The following is a 19,223-nucleotide window of genomic DNA, read 5'->3' as shown; positions in this document are numbered from 1 at the left end:
ACCGGATCGGTGCTAGGCGCTAGCCGTCATTCGCTTGCCGTGGTGCGCATGTCTCGACATACGTCAAATTCCGCGAATGCCAACTCCATTCGATTGCGTAACATGGCCTGAGCGAAACGAGGCGGGAACGGCTCCGGCGAAGCAGCCATGGCTAATTTAGCTCTTGACGCATCTTGAACAGAGGTTAGCTTTTCGCCTCACCCCGTTTGAAAGCTACCTGTCGGCGGCCCGCTCCGACTAGACGTTCCCGAGAGCAAGTAGCTGGCCCGATTGAGAAGTTTTATCCAAGGTAGCCACTGAACGACGTGGTCGCCGGTTCGAATCCCTTCACATCAGGATTTTTGTCAATTGTTCATTCGAGTGGCATCGGATTTCTCGTTCGTACGCGGATCCACGGTCTGAGCCCATAGCAATTACCGGCCCGGTTCTCGGGCCTATACAACCTCACATCCGGTCGCCGCTCTCACGCGGCTGCACCATTATCCCACATTCGACGGGCACGGGCTCAGGAGAACGGGACCAAACTCAAGATCGGCATTTATAGGCCAAAAGGATTCCCGGTCCGTTCACCTGGATCCGTCAGGGCTGATCAGGCCCTGAGGATTAGAAACTGTGTTTCGCAGCAGTTTGTGTTTCAGGCGGTTTTCATGATCGCACCTTCGATCACGACGCCGGAGCTCACATACTTCCAAAGGGCCACGAGCAGCTTACGCGCGAGTGCAACAATCATTGGCGTCTTTAAGCGGCCGGCGTTCTGAGCGATGCGCTCTTTGAACCATATTGCTAGCGCCGATTTCGGTTGATGCCGTAACCATAGCCAGGCGAGCTCGACCATGGTGGCTCGCAAACGCGGATTACCCGCCTTAGACACGCCCTGTTCGCGATTGACGTTACCGCTTTGCCAGGGGGAGGGCGCAAGGCCCGCATAGGACGCGATTTGCCGTCGATTGTCGAAGTGTCGGAACAGCCCTTCGGTGTAGAGTATCGTAGCGAACTCTGGGCCTATTCCTTTGATGCCTAAAAGCGCGGTCGCTCCTTTCGGCGTTTCCGGCGTCTCCTGAACGATCAAGGCTTCTCGCTCGGCTTCAACAGCCTTGATTTGGGTGATCAACAATTCGAGGCGATCGAGTTCTCTGCAGATTTCTGCTTTCAAATGTTTTGAGAGCGGGCCGACCATCGCCAGTCTGAAGCTCCTCCAGACGCTGACGGCGATCTCGATTGACAGGTTGGTAATCCCGAATTCCTTGCGTGAAGAGCAGCCCCTTTATGCGATTGACGTGGAAGACACGTTCGGCAATTAGCGTTTTCCGCTCCCGTCCAAGCCGTCGGTTGTCGTCTTCCTCCGGTGTAAGGAGCTTGACCATTGAGCACGCACGGGGCTCGCCACGTTTCCATGCCATTAAGGCGCGGATCAGCGTTTCGCCGTCAATACGATCGGTCTTCGCCCGACGATGTCGACGTGGCATGGCAATGGATGCCGCCTCTACAATGTGGCTCTCGATCCAGGCTTCCTTGCTGAGAACTCGCCCCAGCCAGAAGCCATCAAGTCCGGCCTCTTGGATCACCACCAGCGGATAAAGCTTGTCCTTGCGTCGCTGGGCTTTCTGGCGAAGCGCTGCAAAGCACGTGAACAGGCCAGCGATATCCCCTCCAGTGACGGTGTGGCGCGACATCTTCTCGCTGCCAGGTGACAGAGCTGTTATCAGCCATGTCGATTTGCTCAATTCCAACGAGACGAATATTGCGCCAAGATCGACGGGGGTAGTGGTCTGCGCTTGAGTTTGATCTGCTGTTATCGGCATGATTAGCCTCCAGAGAGTTCTCTAGCGACCTCACTCTGCCACGGTGCAGGCCGCTACTCACCCCTGATGGGATCTCAAGACCATGGTGTTTTGTAAGAAGTCTCCAATCGGTCCGAATTATTGCGTTCTCGACGAGCTGGCAGGCAATCTTGCGGCATCCCTCAAGAGGATAATGTCAAAAAGCCGTGCTATGCGGCCTGCCTCCATGATCGTCGGGTTTCATTAGCAGTCTAAGGGCATTCTGAAGATAAAGCAGGTTGACGCGTCGTCGGAAGTTGCGCTGAGGGACCCACCATGCGCCTTTGCGATTTCGCTCGCAATGTAGAGTCCGAGCCCCAGGCCCTGCTTGTTCGAGTTCTCTTCTCCGCGAGAGAATGGCTGAAACAGCCGCTTCATGATGGCCTCTGGGATTCTCGTGCCGCCGTTGCGTATTACAAGCTCGAACAGGTCGCCTTCCGTCTTGGCAGAAAGCGTGATGGGCTTACCGCTCGCGCCATGCGTGATGGCATTCCCCAGGAGATTGGAAACCATTTGCTCCAACCGAGCGTGATCCACATCAACAGTCCGATGCACATCAAAGTCGGTTTCGATGATCCGCTCAGGATGCGCGACCAGTATTTCGTTGACGATCCTCGCGAGGAGCGGCTCGACCCGACCACCCTTCGTTATATTAAGGGAAATACCGTCTCCAAGACGCCCGCGAGCGAGATCCAGCAGATCGTCTATCAGGCTGCTCATGCGCTGTACGCTTTCGCCCATAAGGCGCAAGACCCGTGTCGTACGCTGGTCGGTCACGTCTTTTGAAATCACCCGCAAACCGGCCGACATGGACGCGAGCGGGTTCCGCAGGTCGTGGCCGAGCACAGCAATGAACTGTTCCCGTTCGTGCGCAACACCGGCTAACTCGTCGTTGACTTGTTGCAACTTGTCGCGCACCTGCCTGGCGTCGGTGACGTCGTACACGACCCCGACGTAGCGCTGGCCTGCAGAATCAACGTCATCGACGTATTCGCCGCGACGCGTTAGCCATCGCTCCTGATTGTTATCGGCGCGTCTTATTCGAAATTCACGGCTGCTGACGTCCTGGTGGTCATCGGGAAAGCTAAGGTCGATTATCCTTCTATCGTCGAGATGAATGAGCTCATTCAAGGTGGCAACCGGGATCACCCGAGCGGGGTGGAGCCCAAACAAACGGCAAAATTGTTCTGAGACGGTGATCGTCGCCCATCCCACCCTGTGTTCAAACGTGCCGATACCTCCAGCAGTCTGAGCAACACGAAGCTCCTCGGTGATCCGCTTTTGTTCCGTAACGTCGACCAGATTACCGACGAACATCGTCGGGTTGTCATCCTCATCGAATATCGCGCGGCCATTGGCGTGGACCCACCTGTACCCGCCATCGTCTTTCAACAGCCTGTAGTCTTTGGAGAAAATTTCAGAGCCCGCCATCATCCCTGCAACGGCAAGCTTTACCCGCTTCAGGTCATCAGGATGGATCGAGTTGAAGAAGCAGTTTGTCGATGTGCCGCCCGCAAGCGCGGCAGAGTCCTGTCTGGTGATTGCCGCGAACCGAGCATCAGCCACCAGCCTGTCGCGTCGAATATCCCATTCCCAGGCACACGGCGCTCCGGCAACATCGAGAGCGAGTTCCAGTTGCCGACGCGCGACGACAATATCATCACGCATGCGCTCAAGCTCGGACTGGCCGCTACCGCCAGGGTTTTTGATGATCGACAACGATTTCCCCGTTCACGCCATTACCCGATCGATGAAATCCGCGATAAGTTTCTTAAGCTTCTCCAGAGACGGAAGGTCCATCAGCATCGCGATGTACCCGCGAATTTGTCGGTCCTGGACGGAAAAGTTGATGTAGAGAAACAACACGAAGCTTTGGTCGCTGGTGTTGTCAAGGACGTCGAACAAAATCGTACTGTTCCCGCGGCGAACGCCGGGTAACGACATCTTCAGCGTGTGCTGCAGCATGTTCGCCATCGAGCCAAGACAACCATTCAGGATGACGTTGCCGGTCTCCGCAAGTGCTTCTTCTTCCATATCGGCAAGGTCGGCTTCTCCCATCTCATCGCCGACAATGGCACGAACGAGGGAGAGCCCGTTGCTTTCAGGAAAGATCAGAAGAGCGCGGCCGGAAAAAGGGCCTTCAAATTGTTGGTGAACCGCAATGAGACCTTCGTTTTCCCGTTGACCAATCAGAGAGGCTGCAGATTTCCGAGTGACAATCTCGACGGACGGGACGGACAGGATGACGTGCTTGTTGACCATTTTGCGCAAACTTGCCGCCGCACGGCTGACGCCGATGTTGACGAGCTCGGTCAGCGCATCACGTTCAAGATCGTCGAGGGTTAGTGTAGCATCGCTCATAGATCGGCGTTCCTAAACCGGAGCGCTGCACCGGAAATGAAGCCGCTTAGAGCCTCTTCGGTAACTGGCTTGGCTACGAAGGTGCCATTCAGCGCCCGAACAGCGGCAATGATTTCGTCCTGAACGTTTGCTGTGATGACGGCAATCGGCATGTTCGGATGCAAGGCGCGAAGTTCTTTTGCCAACTCAAGACCATCCTTGTCCGGCATATTGAAGTCCAATACCGCAACATCAATCCGGCGAGAGCCTACAATTTCCAGGGCATCGGCGGCGTTTCCTGCCTCAACGCGTGTCCAGTCAGGCTGCAATGCCGCAATCGCCTTGCCAGCCACGATCCGGGCTAATTTGCTGTCGTCCACCATGAGGACAGTGACTGCCATTCGATGCTCCATCCATTTCGCAGGCTTTGTAAGCCAGAGATACCATCTGTACGAGGCCGCGCCTAGCTCTGCAAGTTTGCCACCGTGGCTTTCGAGCCTTGCTTCAAAAAATCAAGCAGGCAAGGCAATAGGTTGGCGGCCGCTGAAGGTGATACGGGAGAACCCGAGACCGTTGGCATGAACATCATAAGCGTTTGCCATAGCGCTGTGTGAATTTCAGTCGCTGCCGCCACATCAACAACGGCCTCCGGATGACTGCTGAGATAGCTGACGAGCGCCTCCGCTTCGTCGATACCGCATTTTCCGGAGAGGTTGATAACGCCATCACTAAAACTTGTGGTCATTTCACCAACTCCTCCATGTTCAGCACAAGCAAAACCTTGCCATCCCCGAGCAGCGTCGTCCCTGCAATTCCGGGCACGCCCTGCAGCAGGCCGGCGAGCGGCCGGGTCAATGTCTCGGCACGCTCGGCAATCGCATCGACGGCGACACCGATCTGGTCTTCCCCGGCCTGCACGATCAGTACCTTGAGGTCGTTCGAATGCGCGCTAGGCAATTGCGATTGCAGGAGTTCGCCGAGATGCAGCAGGGGTATCGTCCGGTTGCGCAGCACAAAGGCCTTGCCCGCCCGAACGGATTGAACAGCGCTCGCCGGCAGCTTTTGAGTCTCGATGACATCCGAAATGGGGATGCCATAACGTTCATCGCCGACCTGAACGACCATCAACTGCGTCATCGAAAAACTGACCGGCAGCTTCAGAACGAAGGACGTGCCCGCACCGACCGTACTTTGCAGCTCGAGGGTTCCGCCAAGCCTCCTCACGGAACTCTGAACCGCATCGAGGCCGACCCCGCGTCCCGACAGATCGGAGACCGAGGACGCGGTGGAAAAGCCGGGCGCGAAGACGAATTGCAGAACGTCCCGGTCGGAGAGAGCTGATGCCTGGCCTTCCGAAATTAGACCGCGATCGATCGCCGTCGCCCGAACCCGCTGTGGATCCATGCCGCGGCCATCGTCGGCCACGTCGATCTCGATCTGGTCGCCGCGCTGACGGGCGCGCAGCAGGAGGCGAGCCCTGGCGGGTTTGGACTGCTTCAGCCGGTCGGCTTCCGGCTCGATGCCATGGTCGAGACCGTTTCTAATGAGATGCAGTAGGGGTTCGAACAGGTTTTCGACGATTTCCCGGTCCGCCTCCACAGACTCGCCCTCGATGATCAGGTCGAGCGCTTTCCCGAGCCTTGCCGATGTTTCCCGCACCAGCCGCGGAAAACGTCGGAACGTGTGTTCAAGCGGGATCATCCGCGCCTGGGTAACGGCGCTGTAAAGCGAGGCGACCAGACGCTCGAACTCGTGGTGGTTGGCGAGGATGCGTCTCGCGAGCTGGCCATTGCCGTGGCTGCGCGCTTCATCCGCCAGCGGCACGAGGCCGTTTTTGGCGGTGATCAGCTCGCCGGCGATCTCCACCAGCTTGTCGATGCGCGCGGAATCGACCCGCATAGTTGTCGATTGACGATCCGCGGCGCGGTCGGGCGATGCTTCCGGCTGAGCGGTTGCCTGTTCGCCAGGTGCTCCGGGCAAGGTGAAAAGCTTGACCTGATCGGGGATCAGCCGGAACACGCCTTCCGCCTCCGCCAGCGAACCGCCCGAAACGGCCTCGATCAGCAGATTGCAACGGAACGGATCGTAATCCTGCGGCGCCGGTCGAGGTTCCCTGAGCGAAAGAGCCAGATGCCTGAGGTCGGAAAGCCGCGATATCGTCGCCAGCGGATCGTCGCCGTTAAAGAAACATTCGGGATGCGGTTCGTAGCGAATGGCGATGAGAGTTGTCCCCGCATCCGCTCCGGGAACCTGTTGTCGCAGTGTTAGCGCCCAGTCTGGAATTGCCGTAGGCGCGAGGGCAGTCTCCCCGGCGTCGCGCTCGGTCATTTCGCCGCTCACAAGCCTCAGAAGCCTTGGTGCCTGCTTCTCCTGCGCTTCGGAAAGACGCCCGGTCTCGGAAATGCCTTCTATGCTGCTGTCGACCCATTCGATCACCGCAAGAAGCGGATCGATCAGCGTCGCGTCCACGACGATCTTGCCGGCGCGCGCTTGCGACAGAAGATCTTCCGCTTGGTGCAATATTCCGAGCATCGGGCCGAAATCGAAAAGGCCGACCGAACCCTTCAGCGTGTGGATCGCCCGGAAGGCGCTTTCCAGACTTTCGCGTTGGCGCGGATTGGCCTCCAGCGACAGGAGATCTTCCGAGGCCTGCTGGACCAGTTCGCGCGCCTCGATGGCGAATTGGGCGATCAATTCATCCATTCATTTGTCTCCCGCCTCTCGATAGACGATGGCGTCGGGAAAGCGGACCGGCTCGAAAGTCTCCGAAATGCGCGACATGGATTCCGTATGGCCGAGGCAGATATAGCCGCCGGGATAGAGCAGTTCATGGATATTGCTGGCGGCGATTTCACGTGCCGCCTCGTCGAAATAGATCAGCAGGTTGCGGCAGAATATGACATCGAAACGCCCGAGTGCCGCAAGGCTTGGCCGATCGACGATATTGCCCTTGGCGAAGGTGACGGATTCCCGCAAATCGCCGATCAGCCGGCGCTGCTGATCTTTTTCCGGCTCGAAATACCGGTCGAGGATATCCTTCGGAATCCTGGAAAGCGACCGCTGCCCGTAATAGCCGTCCACCGCCTGCCGCAGGATGGCGGTGTCGATATCCGAGCCGATGATCTCGATATTATAGGCGTCCACCAGCGGCCAGTTTTCGAGCAGCCAGATGGCGATCGAATAGGGTTCCTCGCCGCTCGAACAGGGCATGGACCAGATGCGGATACGATCGCCCGGCCCTTTCGCTCTGATCAAATCCGGCAGGACGGAATTGCTGAGGCACGCAAGCTGGTGCTGCTCACGATAGAAATAGGTCTCGTTGACGGTGAAGCTGTTGATCAGCAGCTCGGTCTCGCGCAGGTCGCCGCGCAATATGGAAATGTAGTTCCTGGCCGACTGGGCCTTGCGCTGGCTGATAAGATCGGTGACCCGGCGTTCGATATAATAACGTTTGGTTTCGCCGAACACCATGCCGCTGCGCTGGTAGATGATGGCGCAGATTTCCTCGAGATCGGCCCCAGAAAGCGGGTCGGCACCAAAATTTCTCGAGTTGGTCGGAGGGGTCACCATCAGCAGACCCGATCCAGCAATGAGGCCCCGATGTCTTCGACGCGCCTGACGTCGCTCGCGCCATTGAGGCGCACCAGCTCTCCCGGCATGCCCCAGACGACCGCCGTCTCTTCGGATTCGGCAATTGTGTAACCGCCGGCCGCCTGTAGATCGGCCATGGCGGCGGCGCCGTCATTTCCCATGCCGGTCATGAGGATGCCGACGAGATCGGTTGCCGGTACATGTTTCATCGCCGAGCGCACCATCCGGTCGACGCTCGGATGCCACCGATAGGCTGGGTCGCTCGGCGCAGCTATTGCCACCAGCGACCCGGCGCGCGAGGAAATGACGATATCCGCATCCCCCTTGGCGATATAGATATTGCCCGGCTCAAGCTTAATCTGCTGGGCCACCTCGCTGACGGTCAGCTCACACAGCTTGTCGAGACGCCGGGCGAGTGGCCCTGTAAACGAAGCAGGCATGTGCTGTGCGACCACGATCGGCCAGGCGAAATCGGCCGGCAGATCGGCAAGCACGGCATCGAGTGCCGGAGGACCGCCTGTCGACGTGCCGATCAGTACGAGGCCGGCACGTGTGGAATCGCGCCTCGGGTCACGACTTGGCCGGGGAGACGCGATATGGCGGGTGAGGGGTGTGACCGCCGGCCTTACCGGGCCTGATTGCGCAAGACGGACGCGTTCTGCAAGCCGGCGGCTGCGCCGGATACGTACGCTTGCGGCGATCCGGACCTTCTCGACGAGACGCGGGGTCAGTTCGTCGATCGACAGCGAAATCGCGCCGCCGGGCTTGGCAATGAAATCGACCGCGCCGATCTCCAGCGCCGCCAGGGTCTCTTCCGCACCTTCCTCCGTCAGCGACGAGACCATCACCACCGGGCATGGATGTTCGAGCATGATACGATCGAGACAGGCGAGCCCATCCATGAGCGGCATATGGATATCAAGGGTCACCACGTCGGGCCGGACGCTCGAAATGACCTTCAGGGCTTCAGTACCGTCGCGGGCAAATGCGATCTCGAAATCCCCTTCGGCAGTGAAGATCTGGCCAAGCAGTTTCCGCATCAGCGCGGAATCCTCGACGATGAGAAGACGGATCACGGACCGGCCACCGCCGTCTTGTCATCGGCGATCGCCGCCACGATATCCCGCTCCGCCCGGCTCAAAAGCTCCTGCGGATCGATCAGCAGAATCATGCGGCCGTCGGATTCGATATGGGCGATACGATCGAAGACATCCGTCTGGTCCGATGAAAATTCGGGCGCTGCCGACAATGCGGCCGAGGAAACGGCCTTCACTTCCGATACGCCATCCACCACGAAACCGGCCTGCAGCGTGCCGAGCGTCACGATGATGGCGCGTGCCTTGGCCGTCTGCGCCTGGGCCGGTGTGCCGAAACGGGTGCGCTGGTCGATCAGCGGAATGGCCTTGCCGCGCAGGTTGATGACGCCCATCACGAAGGCCGGCGCGCCGGGCATGCGGGTGACCTCGTTCGGAACCCGCACGACCTCGTCGACCGATCCGATCGGCAGGCCGTAATTCTCGTCACCGAGCTGGAAGATCAGGAACTGCTCAAACGTGTCCTGCCTCTCCCGTGTCGTTCCCATCGGTTTGGCTCCTGTATTCTGGCCGATCGCCTGGGTGACGGCATGGTGGCCGAACAGTTTTTCCGGCGACAGGATGGAGATCAGCAATCCGCCATCGGCAATCCGGCCGATCGCCTCGATCTGCGCATCGCCGCGCCCGCGCTGTAGCACGGCCGGGACCGTATCGATGGCATCCTCCGGAAGACGACGAATGACATCCATGCCATCGACGACCAGACCGACCAGATCACCCTCATGCTCGACGACGATGATTCGGGAGCCCCCGACCACCGAATGCGCGCCATCAAGGCCGAGAAGCGATGCCAGTGAAATTAGCGGCAGAAGGTTGTCTCGCATCGGAATAAGACCGATCGTCGCCGCCGCGGCATTCGGAATGACAGCGATATCGCCGGTCAACGTCGCGACCTCGCGGATATCGTCAAGCGGCAGGCCGTAGAGCTGCCCGGCGACGCGGAACGAGAGCAAGGCGATGAGCTGAGCGCTCGCCTCCAACTCTTTACCATGGTCGCCAAGGGCGGTCCGTTCAGACGGCGCGCGCCTCGTCATCTTGAACGCGGCGTCCAGCAGGCCATTCAGATCCTGAAGCGGTGCGGCTGTCGCATCGGCTGAAAGCCGCAGCACGTCATCGACGAGAAGGCCGACGGCGCCGCCGTGATCGTAAACAATGATCTTGCCGTCGCCGCGGACACTATGGCTGCCGTTCAGGACCTTACCCATCGACAGGACCGGGACCGGCTTGCCGCGTAGATTGGCAATACCCGCCAGCGCCTCGGGGCCATGCGGCACCCGGGTGATATGCGGCACCCTCACGACCTCCATCACATGGCCCGCGTCGATCTCGTGGCTCTGCTCTCCGACCCGGAATACCAGCCGCCGCCGATCGATATCCGCCGGGGAGGATGACCCTGCCATGGCTCAGTTTCCGGACATCTGGAGTTCGTCCGCCAGCGATGCGATTTCCTCGACGGCTGCCGCCAGATCCTCTGCCCCGCGAGATTGCTGCCGGGCTGCCGTCGCCGCCTGTTCGGAGGTGGCACTCGCCTCCTGCGCCACAGAAGCGATCTGCTGTGTTCCGGCCTGAACCTGCTTGGCGGCGACGAGGATCGCCTGCGTCGCATCGAGGATTGATGCGTTGCCGCGCACCATCAGGTTCACATCGGCTTCCGCCGCGACCAGCCGGTCGACGATCTGCTTGTTCTTGGCGATCTCGGCCTCGGAGGCCACGACAATCATTTCCAGTTCCCGCTGCACGGCGGCGATCTGCATCTGGATCTGCCGCACGACATCCTTGACACCATCGATATTCTCGGCGGCATCCTGGGCGAGCTTGCGGATATCCGTGGAGACGATCGCAAAACCGCGACCCGCCTCGCCGGCTCTTGCCGCTTCCACCGAACCGCTGACCGCCAGCATGCTGGTCTGCACCGCGACGAGCACGATCCGGTCCACCGTGCGCTCGATCTGGAAACCGATCTCACCGAGCGAATTCAATTCCTTCAAGGCATTCCGCGTTTCGCCCAACGCATCGGAAACGCCGGCCGCGATACCGTTCAGGCCGGCCTTGTTTCTTGCTAGGAACGTCTTGATTTCCTCGGAGCGCTGGCTTGCCTGCTCGGCGCTCCCCTGCGTCTGGGAAGCGCTCTTCTCGATCTGTGTCATGGCCGCATTGGCCTGCTGCGTGGCAGCCGCCTGCGCTTCCGCCCCTCGGCTGATCTGCTCGATCGCAATGAGAATTTCGCCGGCCGCCCCGGAAAGCTCCTGGACTGTTGCGGACAGCTCCTCTGCCGCCGAACTCAGTTCCTCGGTTCGTGACGCCCTACCGCTTTCGTTCATCAGGTCGTCGGCAAGCGTTGCCAGCGACTGTGCCGTCTGTTGGCTCTCTTCAAGGGCTGCGCTCTGTTGCTGGACCGCACGCTGTGCTTCCGCCGCCGCGGCCGACTGTTCTTCGGCCGCGGCCGCCACAGCCTCCGCGCCTTTCTGCGCCTCCCGTGTCGCTACCTCGGCCTCGACGGCGGCAATGAGGATCATCTGGCTGTTTTGCGAAAGGACTGAAAGGCCCGAGCGGATGTCTTGCAGTTCGGCGGCGACCCCGCGGCCGGCCAGCGTCTGTTCCTGCGCCTTGGAGGCCGCCGACTTGATACCGTTGGCAATGCGGCGAACGCCATCGACGATCGTCTCGGCATGTTGGTTGACATCGCGGGAGCTTCGCTCGGCAATTTCCGCCAGCGCTCGCACCTCGTCTGCAACTACGGCAAAACCTCGACCTTCATCACCGGCCCGCGCTGCCTCGATCGCGGCATTGAGCGCTAGAAGATTCGTCCGGTCCGCGATATCGGCCACTGCGACGGTTGTTGTCCCAATGCTTTCCGCGTGGGACTGCAGCCTGTCGATGACTGCGACGGATGCGATCTGTCGTGCCGCATTGGCGTCAATCGCGGAAATGGAAGCATCGATCTGTGCGGCGGATTCGAAGACTGAGGTCTGTAGTTCGTCGGTTCGACGCCGTGCGGCTTCGGCCTCTGTTCGAGCTTCCGAGAACCGCGCCGAAAGGTGTGTGGTGGCGGACAATGACTCATGCGCCGCACCTGCCGCTTCTTCAGCCCCACTGGCGATCTGCTCCAGCGCCCGGCGCAACTCTTCTGCGGCTGCGGCCGCTTCCGCCACGCCCGTCGCGAGCTGTTCTGTCGCAGCACCAATGCGCTCGGCGGCCTGCTGCTGTCGCACGCGCGAACGATCCTGCGAACGTCTGTTGACCAATTTGGTATTTGGCTCTGCCACAGCTACTTTCGGATCGACCTTCGAGGAATTTGTCTTGGCGCCCAATTGAGAGGTTTTTACCAGTGCCATGCGTTCAACCTCGTGATCGTGTGAGCTGAGCTTGCAACGCAAGAAATTGCTCTTGATATTCTGTCTATGGCGCAAAGACGCGCTCAACGCAAACCTTTCAACTCCATATGAAATAATTCGCGGCTGCTTCGGCGGTCGACCTCTTCGCGGATGCGGGGTTTGAAGCGTTAAAAGCGTCGAACGCCGACGAGGCTATCCTCCGTCTCGCCGTGATTTCCGTTATACGGGTTGACGTGACCGACATCGACATGCCGGGCAGCGTGAATGGTTTGAACATGGCAGAAACGTTGCGTAACCGCTGGCCGCCGATCGAAATCATCGTCGCCTCCGGCAAGCAGCGGCACACAGTTGACGGCCAGCGATCGCGGGCAGTATTTGAGCAGAAGCCTTACAATAGCGCCGGCTCATCTCGAGACCAAGTAATATCCATCCGTTTCGATTGCCTTGACGACAGCCCCGGCGTCGACGCCTAGTATGGGCCTGTCCAATGTCACGGCCTTACAAGAAACCCACGATTTTCCATCGGATGACCCGGCTTGGAAGCGTTCTGATCAAGAACGAAGAGGTAGGGCCCGAACGCCGGCGTGGTACGTCGAGAACATGTAAGCGTCCACTGCGTTCCTCACGACTTTCGGCTTAGCGTCGCTTCGTCGAGCGACGTAGCAACTCGACCGCAGTCCACTTCCGTCGCCGGCGTCAGATGTTGTTGGCCGCCCTTTTCTCAAATTTCGGTTTAGGTTGACTATCGAGGATCTGGCCGAAACACACGACGGCAACGCGATCCCCGGTGTTCTTGGCGATGTACATATATTCGTCCGCACGCTCGACATAGGACTGCGCCGTGTCGCCGGCCTGCAGGAACGTGACCCCGACCAGCCGCGCCCGTGAAAGTAAGTTCTCCACCAATTGGGATGGGCTTGAACACCCGCTCCATTGTCTCCTTCAGGTGAGACTGCAGATCGCCGGCAATCCTGCGGTCCATGTCAAGCATGATCACGAATTCGTCTCCGCCGATCCTGGCTATGAAGTCCGTGGCCCGGAAGCTGTCTCGCAGGCGGCTGGCAACGATCCTGAGGACCTCGCCGCCGGCTGAATGCCCGAGCGCGTCATTGACGGTCTTGAACTTGTTGAGGTCGATGAACGCCAGAGCGAGTTTCCGGTCGTTCTTCAGATTGCGATCGACGGCATCAGCGAGGAACTCGTCGAACGCCGCCCTATTGGGGAGGCCGGTCAGCGCGTCCATGCGCGCGGACGCCTTCAGTGCGCTTTCGATTTCACGCTGTTGCCTGACGCGTGCCGATACGTCGAGGATGACCTCGACATCGAGGACACTGCACGGGTTCATGCCTGCCCGGGAAGCAGTGAGCTTGAGCCCGTCAATGACTGGCTGCTTCGGCACGAATACGCCAGTGCGTGGCGACAGCTTTGCCCTGTGATGCCCAAAAGGGCGATAGCTTCGTTTTTCGACGTCGCTGGTGTCTCCTGGACCCGCAGATCGAAACTCGTCCAACGTTGCCCTCGATCCCGATTGACAGTTTCGTACGGAGCAGTGGCAAACCCGTGCATGATCTAAGATCAGTCCACAGCGGCGGCGACGTCTGCTGCCCCGACCGCCCGCTGACGACATGCCGCGTAGATCGCAAGGGCGATCGCTAGCGCTGCTGCCGTTGAGCCGAAGATCAAACCATATGTCACCGCTGCGCTAAGAGAGAAATCCGCAACGCCGCCGAATATTGAAGACGATGATGACACGCCCAGGAACACGAGAGTGTTGAGCCCGCCAAGTCCTATGCCGCGCATTCGGCCGGGCGGTATCGCCTGTGCTTCGGTCATCACCACCGGATGAACGTTGCCCATCGCATATAGGATAGCCAGTCCAGCAGATGCTGCGGCGATGCTCGCGTCCGGCCAACAGGCGAGGAGAGCCGCGCTAAGAGCGCCGACGATGTAAGTTGCGGTAACAATCGTGCGGCCCTGCCATCAATAGCGCGAAGGGGAAGATGAACGAGGTCGCGATGCCAAATACGCTCACTGCAGTCAGCACGGTGCCGACATCGGTGCCCCGTCCGAATACGTCTGTAGGGTATGGCCTGCCCAAGCGTTGCGGAAGGTGCCTCCCAGCGAGAGGGTAAAACAGGCCAATGCCGGCCGCGGCCTCGGCAAGGGGTTCTCGACCAGGACTTCGCCGCTGCACCAAAGGTAGTCGACACCAACATCGTCGGCACGATCTATCTCGTACAGCAAGTGGGCAATCTCATGCGCAGTCGCGGAGAGGGGCGCATTCTGCTGACGGGATCGATCGCCGGCTTTATGCCGGGATCCCATCAGGCGGTCTACAATGGCAGCAAGGCGTTCATAAACAGCTTCTCGTTTGCCCTTCGCGAGGAATTGAAGGACAGCGGCATCACTGTCAGCTGCCTGATGCCGGGGGCGACGGAGACCGAATTCTTCAAGCGCGCCGACCTGATGGACACGTCGATCGGCCAGGCGAAGAAGGACGATCCTGCAGAAGTTGCCCGGATTGGCTTCGACACCATGATGGACGGGGAAGGCGATGTTGTCAGCGGCTGGAAGAACAAACTGCAGGCAGCCGTTGCCAATGTCACGCCCGCGAGTGTCCTTGCCCACTAGCATGCGAAATAGGCGGAGCCCGGCTCCGGCGAAAAGTAAGCCCAGTAAGACGAGCACCGATGTCGCGTGACCTCGCGAATTGTTCATGCGGTATCGGTGAACACGAAGCACAGCTTGTTGCCCTCCGGATCCCGGCAGTATGCCGCAAAGAAGTCGGGAGCATAGCGTGTGCGCAGGCCCGGTCCGCCCTCATCGGATCCGCCGGAGCGAACAGCAGTATCCCACGCTCTTTCGACCGCGTTCCTGCTGTCTGCCAGAAAGCTGACTTGCGTTCCGTTCCCGGAGCTTGCAGGAAGCCCGTCATAGGGTTCGCGGATGACGAACTGTGGCCACCTGCCGCCTTTCGACCAGACGAAGCCCGCCTCGGGCGAATGGCTTGTCCGGCCGATATCCAGTTCCGCGAGTACCGCATCATAGAAGGGAACCAAGCGATCGACGTCACGGGCGCCCAGCTGAATATGCGCAAACATCATTCAGTCCATAAAGTAGTGTGGTTCTCTTACTTCTCGCGAGGCTGCTGCAGTTGCGATCCGGCGGCGATCATTCGCCCCTCGCGTTTTGCGAGCACGGCCTCTCTCAAGGTGAGCGCGGCGTTCTCGACCTCACCCTGCATCCCCTCGTCCTTGTCGAAGTCGGCATGGCCTTCGGCGTAGTTCTTCCAGTAACCGATGTAACGGTCGATCTCCGCTCGCGCACCGGCCGACTCCAGATCCATGGATCGAAGCCAGTCGACGAGGCCTCGCCGCGTATTCTCAACACCCTCTGTGTCGCCATGGACGACGACGGAGAAGAGGCGCCCCTCAAGATGGCGGGGATAGTCCCAGCCTTCCATCTCCATCTTTTTGGCGACTGCCGCGTCCTTGCCCTGAGTGCTCGTCGGATCAGGATTACCGCCGTCGGCGCAGACGAGACGATCCATCATCAGTTTCAGAGGCGAGGTTGGGCTATACCAGTTGACGGGGGTGATGATCATGATGCCGTGCGCTGCGATCCAAAGCGGATAGATATCGTTCATCCAGTCCTGGACCTGTCCAAGACTGTGGTTGGGGTAGCACGAGCAGGGCCAATGACAGAGCGCCGGCGAGGTTGAGAAACATGCCTTGCAGGGATGTATGTGCCGTCCGTACTCGGAGGCGAGCCGGTCGAGCGAAAGGATATCGACGTAGACTCCGCCCTTCTCTTCGATCGATGCTTTGGCGATCTCGACCATCCGATAGGATTTCGATTCCTCACCAGGACAGGTGTGCTCGCTGCGCGCGGAGCCGTTGATGAGCAGGATGCGCGGTGCCAGCGCTTTGTCGTCGTGTCGCGCCTTGGCGTCGTCGATTGCCTGTTTCGCGGCGATCCAGTCGACCGAGACATCGTAATCCGGGTCGGAATATCCAGGCCCAGCCTTCTGCGTATGCGGGCTCTTGCGGGAATGCTTGTAAGCGTCCCAGGCAGCGTTCGCGATGTCGGCCAGCTGTGCCTGAAGTGGCTCGAAGCCGGGATCCTCGAACTGCTTGAGGTAGCGCGCCTTGAATTCACCTTCATCGAGTCTGGGACTGGGCATCCCCTTTCGCGGTGAGAGGATCGGATCGAAGTTGGTAGGGTTGTCTTCCGGCACCATAGGAATACTCCTGTCGCAGTTCCGTAAGAGAACGCGATTTGCTCTAGAATGTTCTTTCCGCTCAAACCGGAACCGTCGCCGATTGAGCCTATTTCGAGTCTGCAGTGAACTATGGGAGGAATATCGGTGATCTGGAAGAACAACAGCCTGTCGATAGTGCTTTTCTCATCACAGTTGTGCTCATCGCCGCGATGTTTCTGACGGGATGGCAGGTCTACGATCGGGAATTGGCCGAGCGCGGCCGCGCCGCGATCGGCGCCGTCTACTACCTGACTTCGGGCCATTTCCTCTCGACACTGTTCGAGAACTGGGAGAGCGAATTTCCGGAAAAGGCGGCTTACGTCATGTTTACCGCCTTTCTGATCCAGCGAGGGTCGGCCGAGTCGAGGGACCCGGACGAACCACAAGATCAGGACGACGACGCGCCTGGATCAAACCCGGCTTCACCCTGGCCGGTTCGCAGCGGCAAGCTCGTGCGCTGGCTTTACTCCTATTCGCTGGGGATCGTCCTCGTGTTGATCTTCCTCGGTACGATTTTTCTGCATCTCACCTTCAGTTGGGAAAAGGCCAACGCGGAGGCCCTGCTTCATGGCCAGCCGCAAGTCGGTTACTGGGAGCACCTGGGCGAAGCGGAGTTCTGGTTCGAATCCTTCCAGAACTGGCAGTGCGAATTCATGTCCACCGGCGCCCTTGTCGTCCTGTCGATCTTCCTGCGCTTTCGAGGCTCACCTGAATCCAAGTCTGTCTCTGCGCCGCACTCAAAAACAGGCAAGTAGACTGAAAGCCGAAATAGAGACCGGCAAACGTAACCGCGACCGCCTGTTCAGCGCTGCTTTATCCTCTAATTAAGTCTGATCGATCTGGGACATCGTGCCCACCATGGCGGAACACTCGGAACCATCTTCAATCCAGGCAGGTTAGCTGCCGATACCGAGAACAGAGAAAGGTAAGTTCATGGCGCAAACTGTCGGCGATTTCATCGTTTCCCGCCTTTATTCGTGGGGTGTACGTCGCATGTTCGGCTACCCGGGCGACGGGATCAACGGCGTGTTCGGGGCCTTGAACCGCGCCAGCGACAAAATCGAATTCATCCAGGCTCGGCACGAGGAGATGGCCGCCTTCATGGCATCGGCCTACGCGAAATTCTCCGGCGAGCTCGGCGTCTGCATCGCAACCTCTGGGCCGGGCGCGACCCATCTGGTCACTGGCATGTACGATGCGCGCGCCGACCATCAGCCGCTGCTTGCCATTGTCGGACAGCAGGCGCGGGGCGCCATCGGCGGGCATTACCAGCAAGAGGTGGATCTTGCAGCCCTCTTCAAGGATGTCGCCCGCGACTTCGTTCACCAGGCATCGACCCCCGCACAGGTCCGACATCTGGTCGATCGCGCCGCGAGGCTGGCACTTTCAAAGCGGACGGTGACCGCGCTGATCCTGCCGAATGACCTGCAAGAGATGCCTTATGAGGAGCCGGAGCGTGCGCACGGTACTGTCCATTCCGGCTTCGGCTATCGGGCGCCAAGGATCATCCCACATCAGGAGGACTTGCAGGCAGCTGCCGATATTCTCAATGCCGGCGAGAAAGTCGCAATCCTGGTCGGAGCGGGTGCACTTGGTGCAACGGACGAGGTTATCGCCGTATCGGACCGTCTGGGCGCCGGAGCCGCAAAGGCTCTGCTCGGAAAGGCGGCCCTACCGGATACACTGCCGTGGGTCACGGGCTCGATCGGTCTGCTAGGCACCGAACCGTCTTGGGACCTGATGCGTGACTGTGACACGCTGCTGATGATCGGCTCCGGCTTTCCCTATTCGGAATTCTTGCCGGAAGAGGGGCAGGCAAAAGCCGTGCAGATCGACATCGATGCCGGCATGCTGTCACTTCGTTATCCGATGGATGTCAACCTCGTCGGCGACGCAGCCGAAACGCTAAAGGCGCTTCTGCCGCTGCTCGATCAGAAAAACAGCAAATGGCGCGGCACAATCGAAAAGAGCGTCACTGATTGGTGGGAGCTTCTGGACAAGCGCGCTCACGCGGAGGCCAACCCCGTCAATCCTCAACTGGTCGCGTGGGAGTTGTCGGCCCGCCTGCCGGACAATGTCATCCTGACCAGTGACTCCGGCTCGTGCGCCAACTGGTACGCCCGTGACATCAAAATGCGGCCGGGCATGATGGCATCGCTGTCGGGCGGACTGGCGTCGATGGGCGCCGCCGTTCCATACGCCATCGCGGCGAAATACGCTCACCCGGACCGGCCTATCATCGGTCTGGTTGGCGATGGTGCCATGCAGATGAACAACATGGCCGAACTGATCACGGTGTCCAAATACTGGCAGACCTGGGCCGATCAGCGCTTCATTATCTGCGTCTTCAACAATGAAGACCTCAACCAGGTGACGTGGGAGCAAAGGGTGATGGAGGGTGATCCCAAGTTCGAGGCATCGCAAAAGATCCCGGATGTGCCGTACCACCGCTTCGCCGAGCTGATCGGCTTGAAGGGCATCTTTGTCGATCGGCCGGAGAACGTCGGACCAGCCTGGGACGAGGCGCTTGCCGCCGATCGGCCCGTACTGCTCGAGGTCAAGACCGATCCCGAAGTCCCGCCGCTGCCACCGCACCTGACCTTCGAACAGGTGCAAAACCTGACATCGACGCTGGTGAGGGGCGACCCCAACCAGGGCGGCGTCATTCGCGGCACGGTGCGGCAGGTCCTAAGTTCGATCTTGCCGGGAAAGCACGACTGAAACGCTCGGTCATCCCCGAGGGTTGGCGGGTCGCTCTTGTGGTGTGACGTTGCTCTTGGAA

At 59.6% G+C, this 19,223-nt stretch carries 16 protein-coding genes and 2 pseudogenes; 4 read left to right on the top strand and 14 right to left on the bottom strand.

The window, feature by feature from the left end:
• Window positions 1-634: 634 nt before the first annotated feature.
• From ABIE40_RS28775 to ABIE40_RS28730, 10 genes and pseudogenes are all read right to left on the bottom strand, one after another.
• Window positions 635-1,802, bottom strand: a pseudogene (locus ABIE40_RS28775) (IS110 family RNA-guided transposase).
• A 222-nt stretch (window positions 1,803-2,024) separates the two neighbouring features.
• Window positions 2,025-3,539 (bottom strand): sensor histidine kinase, encoded by a 1,515-nt coding sequence (locus ABIE40_RS28770; RefSeq protein WP_199628507.1) that lies wholly within the window; start codon window positions 3,537-3,539, stop codon window positions 2,025-2,027.
• A 12-nt stretch (window positions 3,540-3,551) separates the two neighbouring features.
• A complete protein-coding gene (locus ABIE40_RS28765) occupies window positions 3,552-4,181 on the bottom strand; it encodes a chemotaxis protein CheC (protein ID WP_199628508.1) in 630 nt (209 codons plus the stop codon).
• On the bottom strand, window positions 4,178-4,561 hold the full coding sequence (locus ABIE40_RS28760; protein WP_199628509.1) for a response regulator: 384 nt from the start codon (window positions 4,559-4,561) through the stop codon (window positions 4,178-4,180). The genes ABIE40_RS28765 and ABIE40_RS28760 overlap by 4 nt, the downstream gene beginning before the upstream one ends.
• A gap of 62 nt (window positions 4,562-4,623) precedes the next feature.
• On the bottom strand, window positions 4,624-4,905 hold the full coding sequence (locus ABIE40_RS28755; RefSeq protein WP_199628510.1) for a hypothetical protein: 282 nt from the start codon (window positions 4,903-4,905) through the stop codon (window positions 4,624-4,626).
• Window positions 4,902-6,863, bottom strand: a complete 1,962-nt coding sequence (locus tag ABIE40_RS28750) for a chemotaxis protein CheA (protein WP_199628511.1) — start codon at window positions 6,861-6,863, stop codon at window positions 4,902-4,904. The genes ABIE40_RS28755 and ABIE40_RS28750 overlap by 4 nt, the downstream gene beginning before the upstream one ends.
• Window positions 6,864-7,730, bottom strand: a complete 867-nt coding sequence (locus ABIE40_RS28745; protein ID WP_199628512.1) for a CheR family methyltransferase — start codon at window positions 7,728-7,730, stop codon at window positions 6,864-6,866.
• A complete protein-coding gene (gene cheB / locus ABIE40_RS28740; RefSeq protein WP_199628513.1) occupies window positions 7,730-8,827 on the bottom strand; it encodes a chemotaxis-specific protein-glutamate methyltransferase CheB in 1,098 nt (365 codons plus the stop codon). The genes ABIE40_RS28745 and cheB overlap by 1 nt, the downstream gene beginning before the upstream one ends.
• The gene (locus ABIE40_RS28735; protein ID WP_199628514.1) at window positions 8,824-10,245 is read right to left on the bottom strand and encodes a chemotaxis protein CheW; all 1,422 of its coding nucleotides are present in this window, start codon (window positions 10,243-10,245) and stop codon (window positions 8,824-8,826) included. Before ABIE40_RS28735 ends, cheB begins: the two co-directional genes overlap by 4 nt.
• A 3-nt stretch (window positions 10,246-10,248) precedes the next feature.
• Entirely contained in the window at window positions 10,249-12,057 is a 1,809-nt protein-coding gene (locus ABIE40_RS28730; protein WP_354541219.1) for a methyl-accepting chemotaxis protein, read from the bottom strand.
• Between the two features lie 356 nt (window positions 12,058-12,413).
• Between ABIE40_RS28730 and ABIE40_RS28725 the strand changes: the two genes are divergently transcribed.
• On the top strand, window positions 12,414-12,653 hold the full coding sequence (locus ABIE40_RS28725; protein WP_199628516.1) for a response regulator: 240 nt from the start codon (window positions 12,414-12,416) through the stop codon (window positions 12,651-12,653).
• Window positions 12,654-12,922: 269 nt separating this feature from the next.
• Here ABIE40_RS28725 and ABIE40_RS28720 read toward each other — a convergent pair whose 3' ends face one another.
• A complete protein-coding gene (locus tag ABIE40_RS28720; protein ID WP_199628517.1) occupies window positions 12,923-13,690 on the bottom strand; it encodes a GGDEF domain-containing protein in 768 nt (255 codons plus the stop codon).
• Window positions 13,691-13,755: 65 nt separating this feature from the next.
• Complete coding sequence (locus ABIE40_RS28715; RefSeq protein ID WP_354541218.1) at window positions 13,756-14,013, bottom strand: hypothetical protein; 258 nt, start codon at window positions 14,011-14,013, stop codon at window positions 13,756-13,758.
• Between the two features lie 304 nt (window positions 14,014-14,317).
• On the opposite strand from ABIE40_RS28715, the pseudogene ABIE40_RS28710 reads away from it, so the two are divergent.
• Window positions 14,318-14,811 (top strand): annotated as a pseudogene (locus tag ABIE40_RS28710) (SDR family NAD(P)-dependent oxidoreductase); the annotation flags it as partial.
• Window positions 14,812-14,894: 83 nt separating this feature from the next.
• On the opposite strand, the gene ABIE40_RS28705 reads toward ABIE40_RS28710, so the two are convergent.
• Together ABIE40_RS28705 and ABIE40_RS28700 are read right to left on the bottom strand one after the other, a co-directional pair.
• The gene (locus ABIE40_RS28705) at window positions 14,895-15,281 is read right to left on the bottom strand and encodes a VOC family protein (protein WP_199628518.1); all 387 of its coding nucleotides are present in this window, start codon (window positions 15,279-15,281) and stop codon (window positions 14,895-14,897) included.
• A 29-nt stretch (window positions 15,282-15,310) separates the two neighbouring features.
• Complete coding sequence (locus ABIE40_RS28700) at window positions 15,311-16,420, bottom strand: flavodoxin family protein (RefSeq protein ID WP_199628519.1); 1,110 nt, start codon at window positions 16,418-16,420, stop codon at window positions 15,311-15,313.
• A gap of 104 nt (window positions 16,421-16,524) precedes the next feature.
• On the opposite strand from ABIE40_RS28700, the gene ABIE40_RS28695 reads away from it, so the two are divergent.
• Window positions 16,525-17,196, top strand: a complete 672-nt coding sequence (locus tag ABIE40_RS28695) for a DUF6766 family protein (RefSeq protein ID WP_354541217.1) — start codon at window positions 16,525-16,527, stop codon at window positions 17,194-17,196.
• 178 nt (window positions 17,197-17,374) lie between these two features.
• Window positions 17,375-19,162 carry a thiamine pyrophosphate-requiring protein gene (locus tag ABIE40_RS28690; RefSeq protein ID WP_199628520.1) on the top strand — a complete coding sequence of 596 codons (1,788 nt, stop codon included), beginning with the start codon at window positions 17,375-17,377 and terminating at the stop codon, window positions 19,160-19,162.
• The last annotated feature ends 61 nt before the right edge of the window (window positions 19,163-19,223 follow it).

The sequence above is a fragment of the Rhizobium sp. OAE497 genome (genome assembly GCF_040546565.1).
Lineage (GTDB): Bacteria > Pseudomonadota > Alphaproteobacteria > Rhizobiales > Rhizobiaceae > Rhizobium.
Note: the sequence above shows the minus strand (reverse complement) of the source record. Positions and strands in the feature narration are given on the sequence as shown.

What these genes read in the sequence shown, in the direction of transcription:
- ABIE40_RS28765 (WP_199628508.1), bottom strand. Translation starts at nt 4,181, where the DNA reads ATGAGCGATGCTACACTAACCCTCGACGATCTTGAACGTGATGCGCTG.
- ABIE40_RS28760 (WP_199628509.1), bottom strand. Translation starts at nt 4,561, where the DNA reads ATGGCAGTCACTGTCCTCATGGTGGACGACAGCAAATTAGCCCGGATC.
- ABIE40_RS28755 (WP_199628510.1), bottom strand. Translation starts at nt 4,905, where the DNA reads ATGACCACAAGTTTTAGTGATGGCGTTATCAACCTCTCCGGAAAATGC.
- ABIE40_RS28750 (WP_199628511.1), bottom strand. Translation starts at nt 6,863, where the DNA reads ATGGATGAATTGATCGCCCAATTCGCCATCGAGGCGCGCGAACTGGTC.
- ABIE40_RS28745 (WP_199628512.1), bottom strand. Translation starts at nt 7,730, where the DNA reads ATGGTGACCCCTCCGACCAACTCGAGAAATTTTGGTGCCGACCCGCTT.
- ABIE40_RS28735 (WP_199628514.1), bottom strand. Translation starts at nt 10,245, where the DNA reads ATGGCAGGGTCATCCTCCCCGGCGGATATCGATCGGCGGCGGCTGGTA.
- ABIE40_RS28715 (WP_354541218.1), bottom strand. Translation starts at nt 14,013, where the DNA reads ATGACCGAAGCACAGGCGATACCGCCCGGCCGAATGCGCGGCATAGGA.
- ABIE40_RS28705 (WP_199628518.1), bottom strand. Translation starts at nt 15,281, where the DNA reads ATGTTTGCGCATATTCAGCTGGGCGCCCGTGACGTCGATCGCTTGGTT.
- ABIE40_RS28700 (WP_199628519.1), bottom strand. Translation starts at nt 16,420, where the DNA reads ATGGTGCCGGAAGACAACCCTACCAACTTCGATCCGATCCTCTCACCG.
- ABIE40_RS28690 (WP_199628520.1), top strand. Translation starts at nt 17,375, where the DNA reads ATGGCGCAAACTGTCGGCGATTTCATCGTTTCCCGCCTTTATTCGTGG.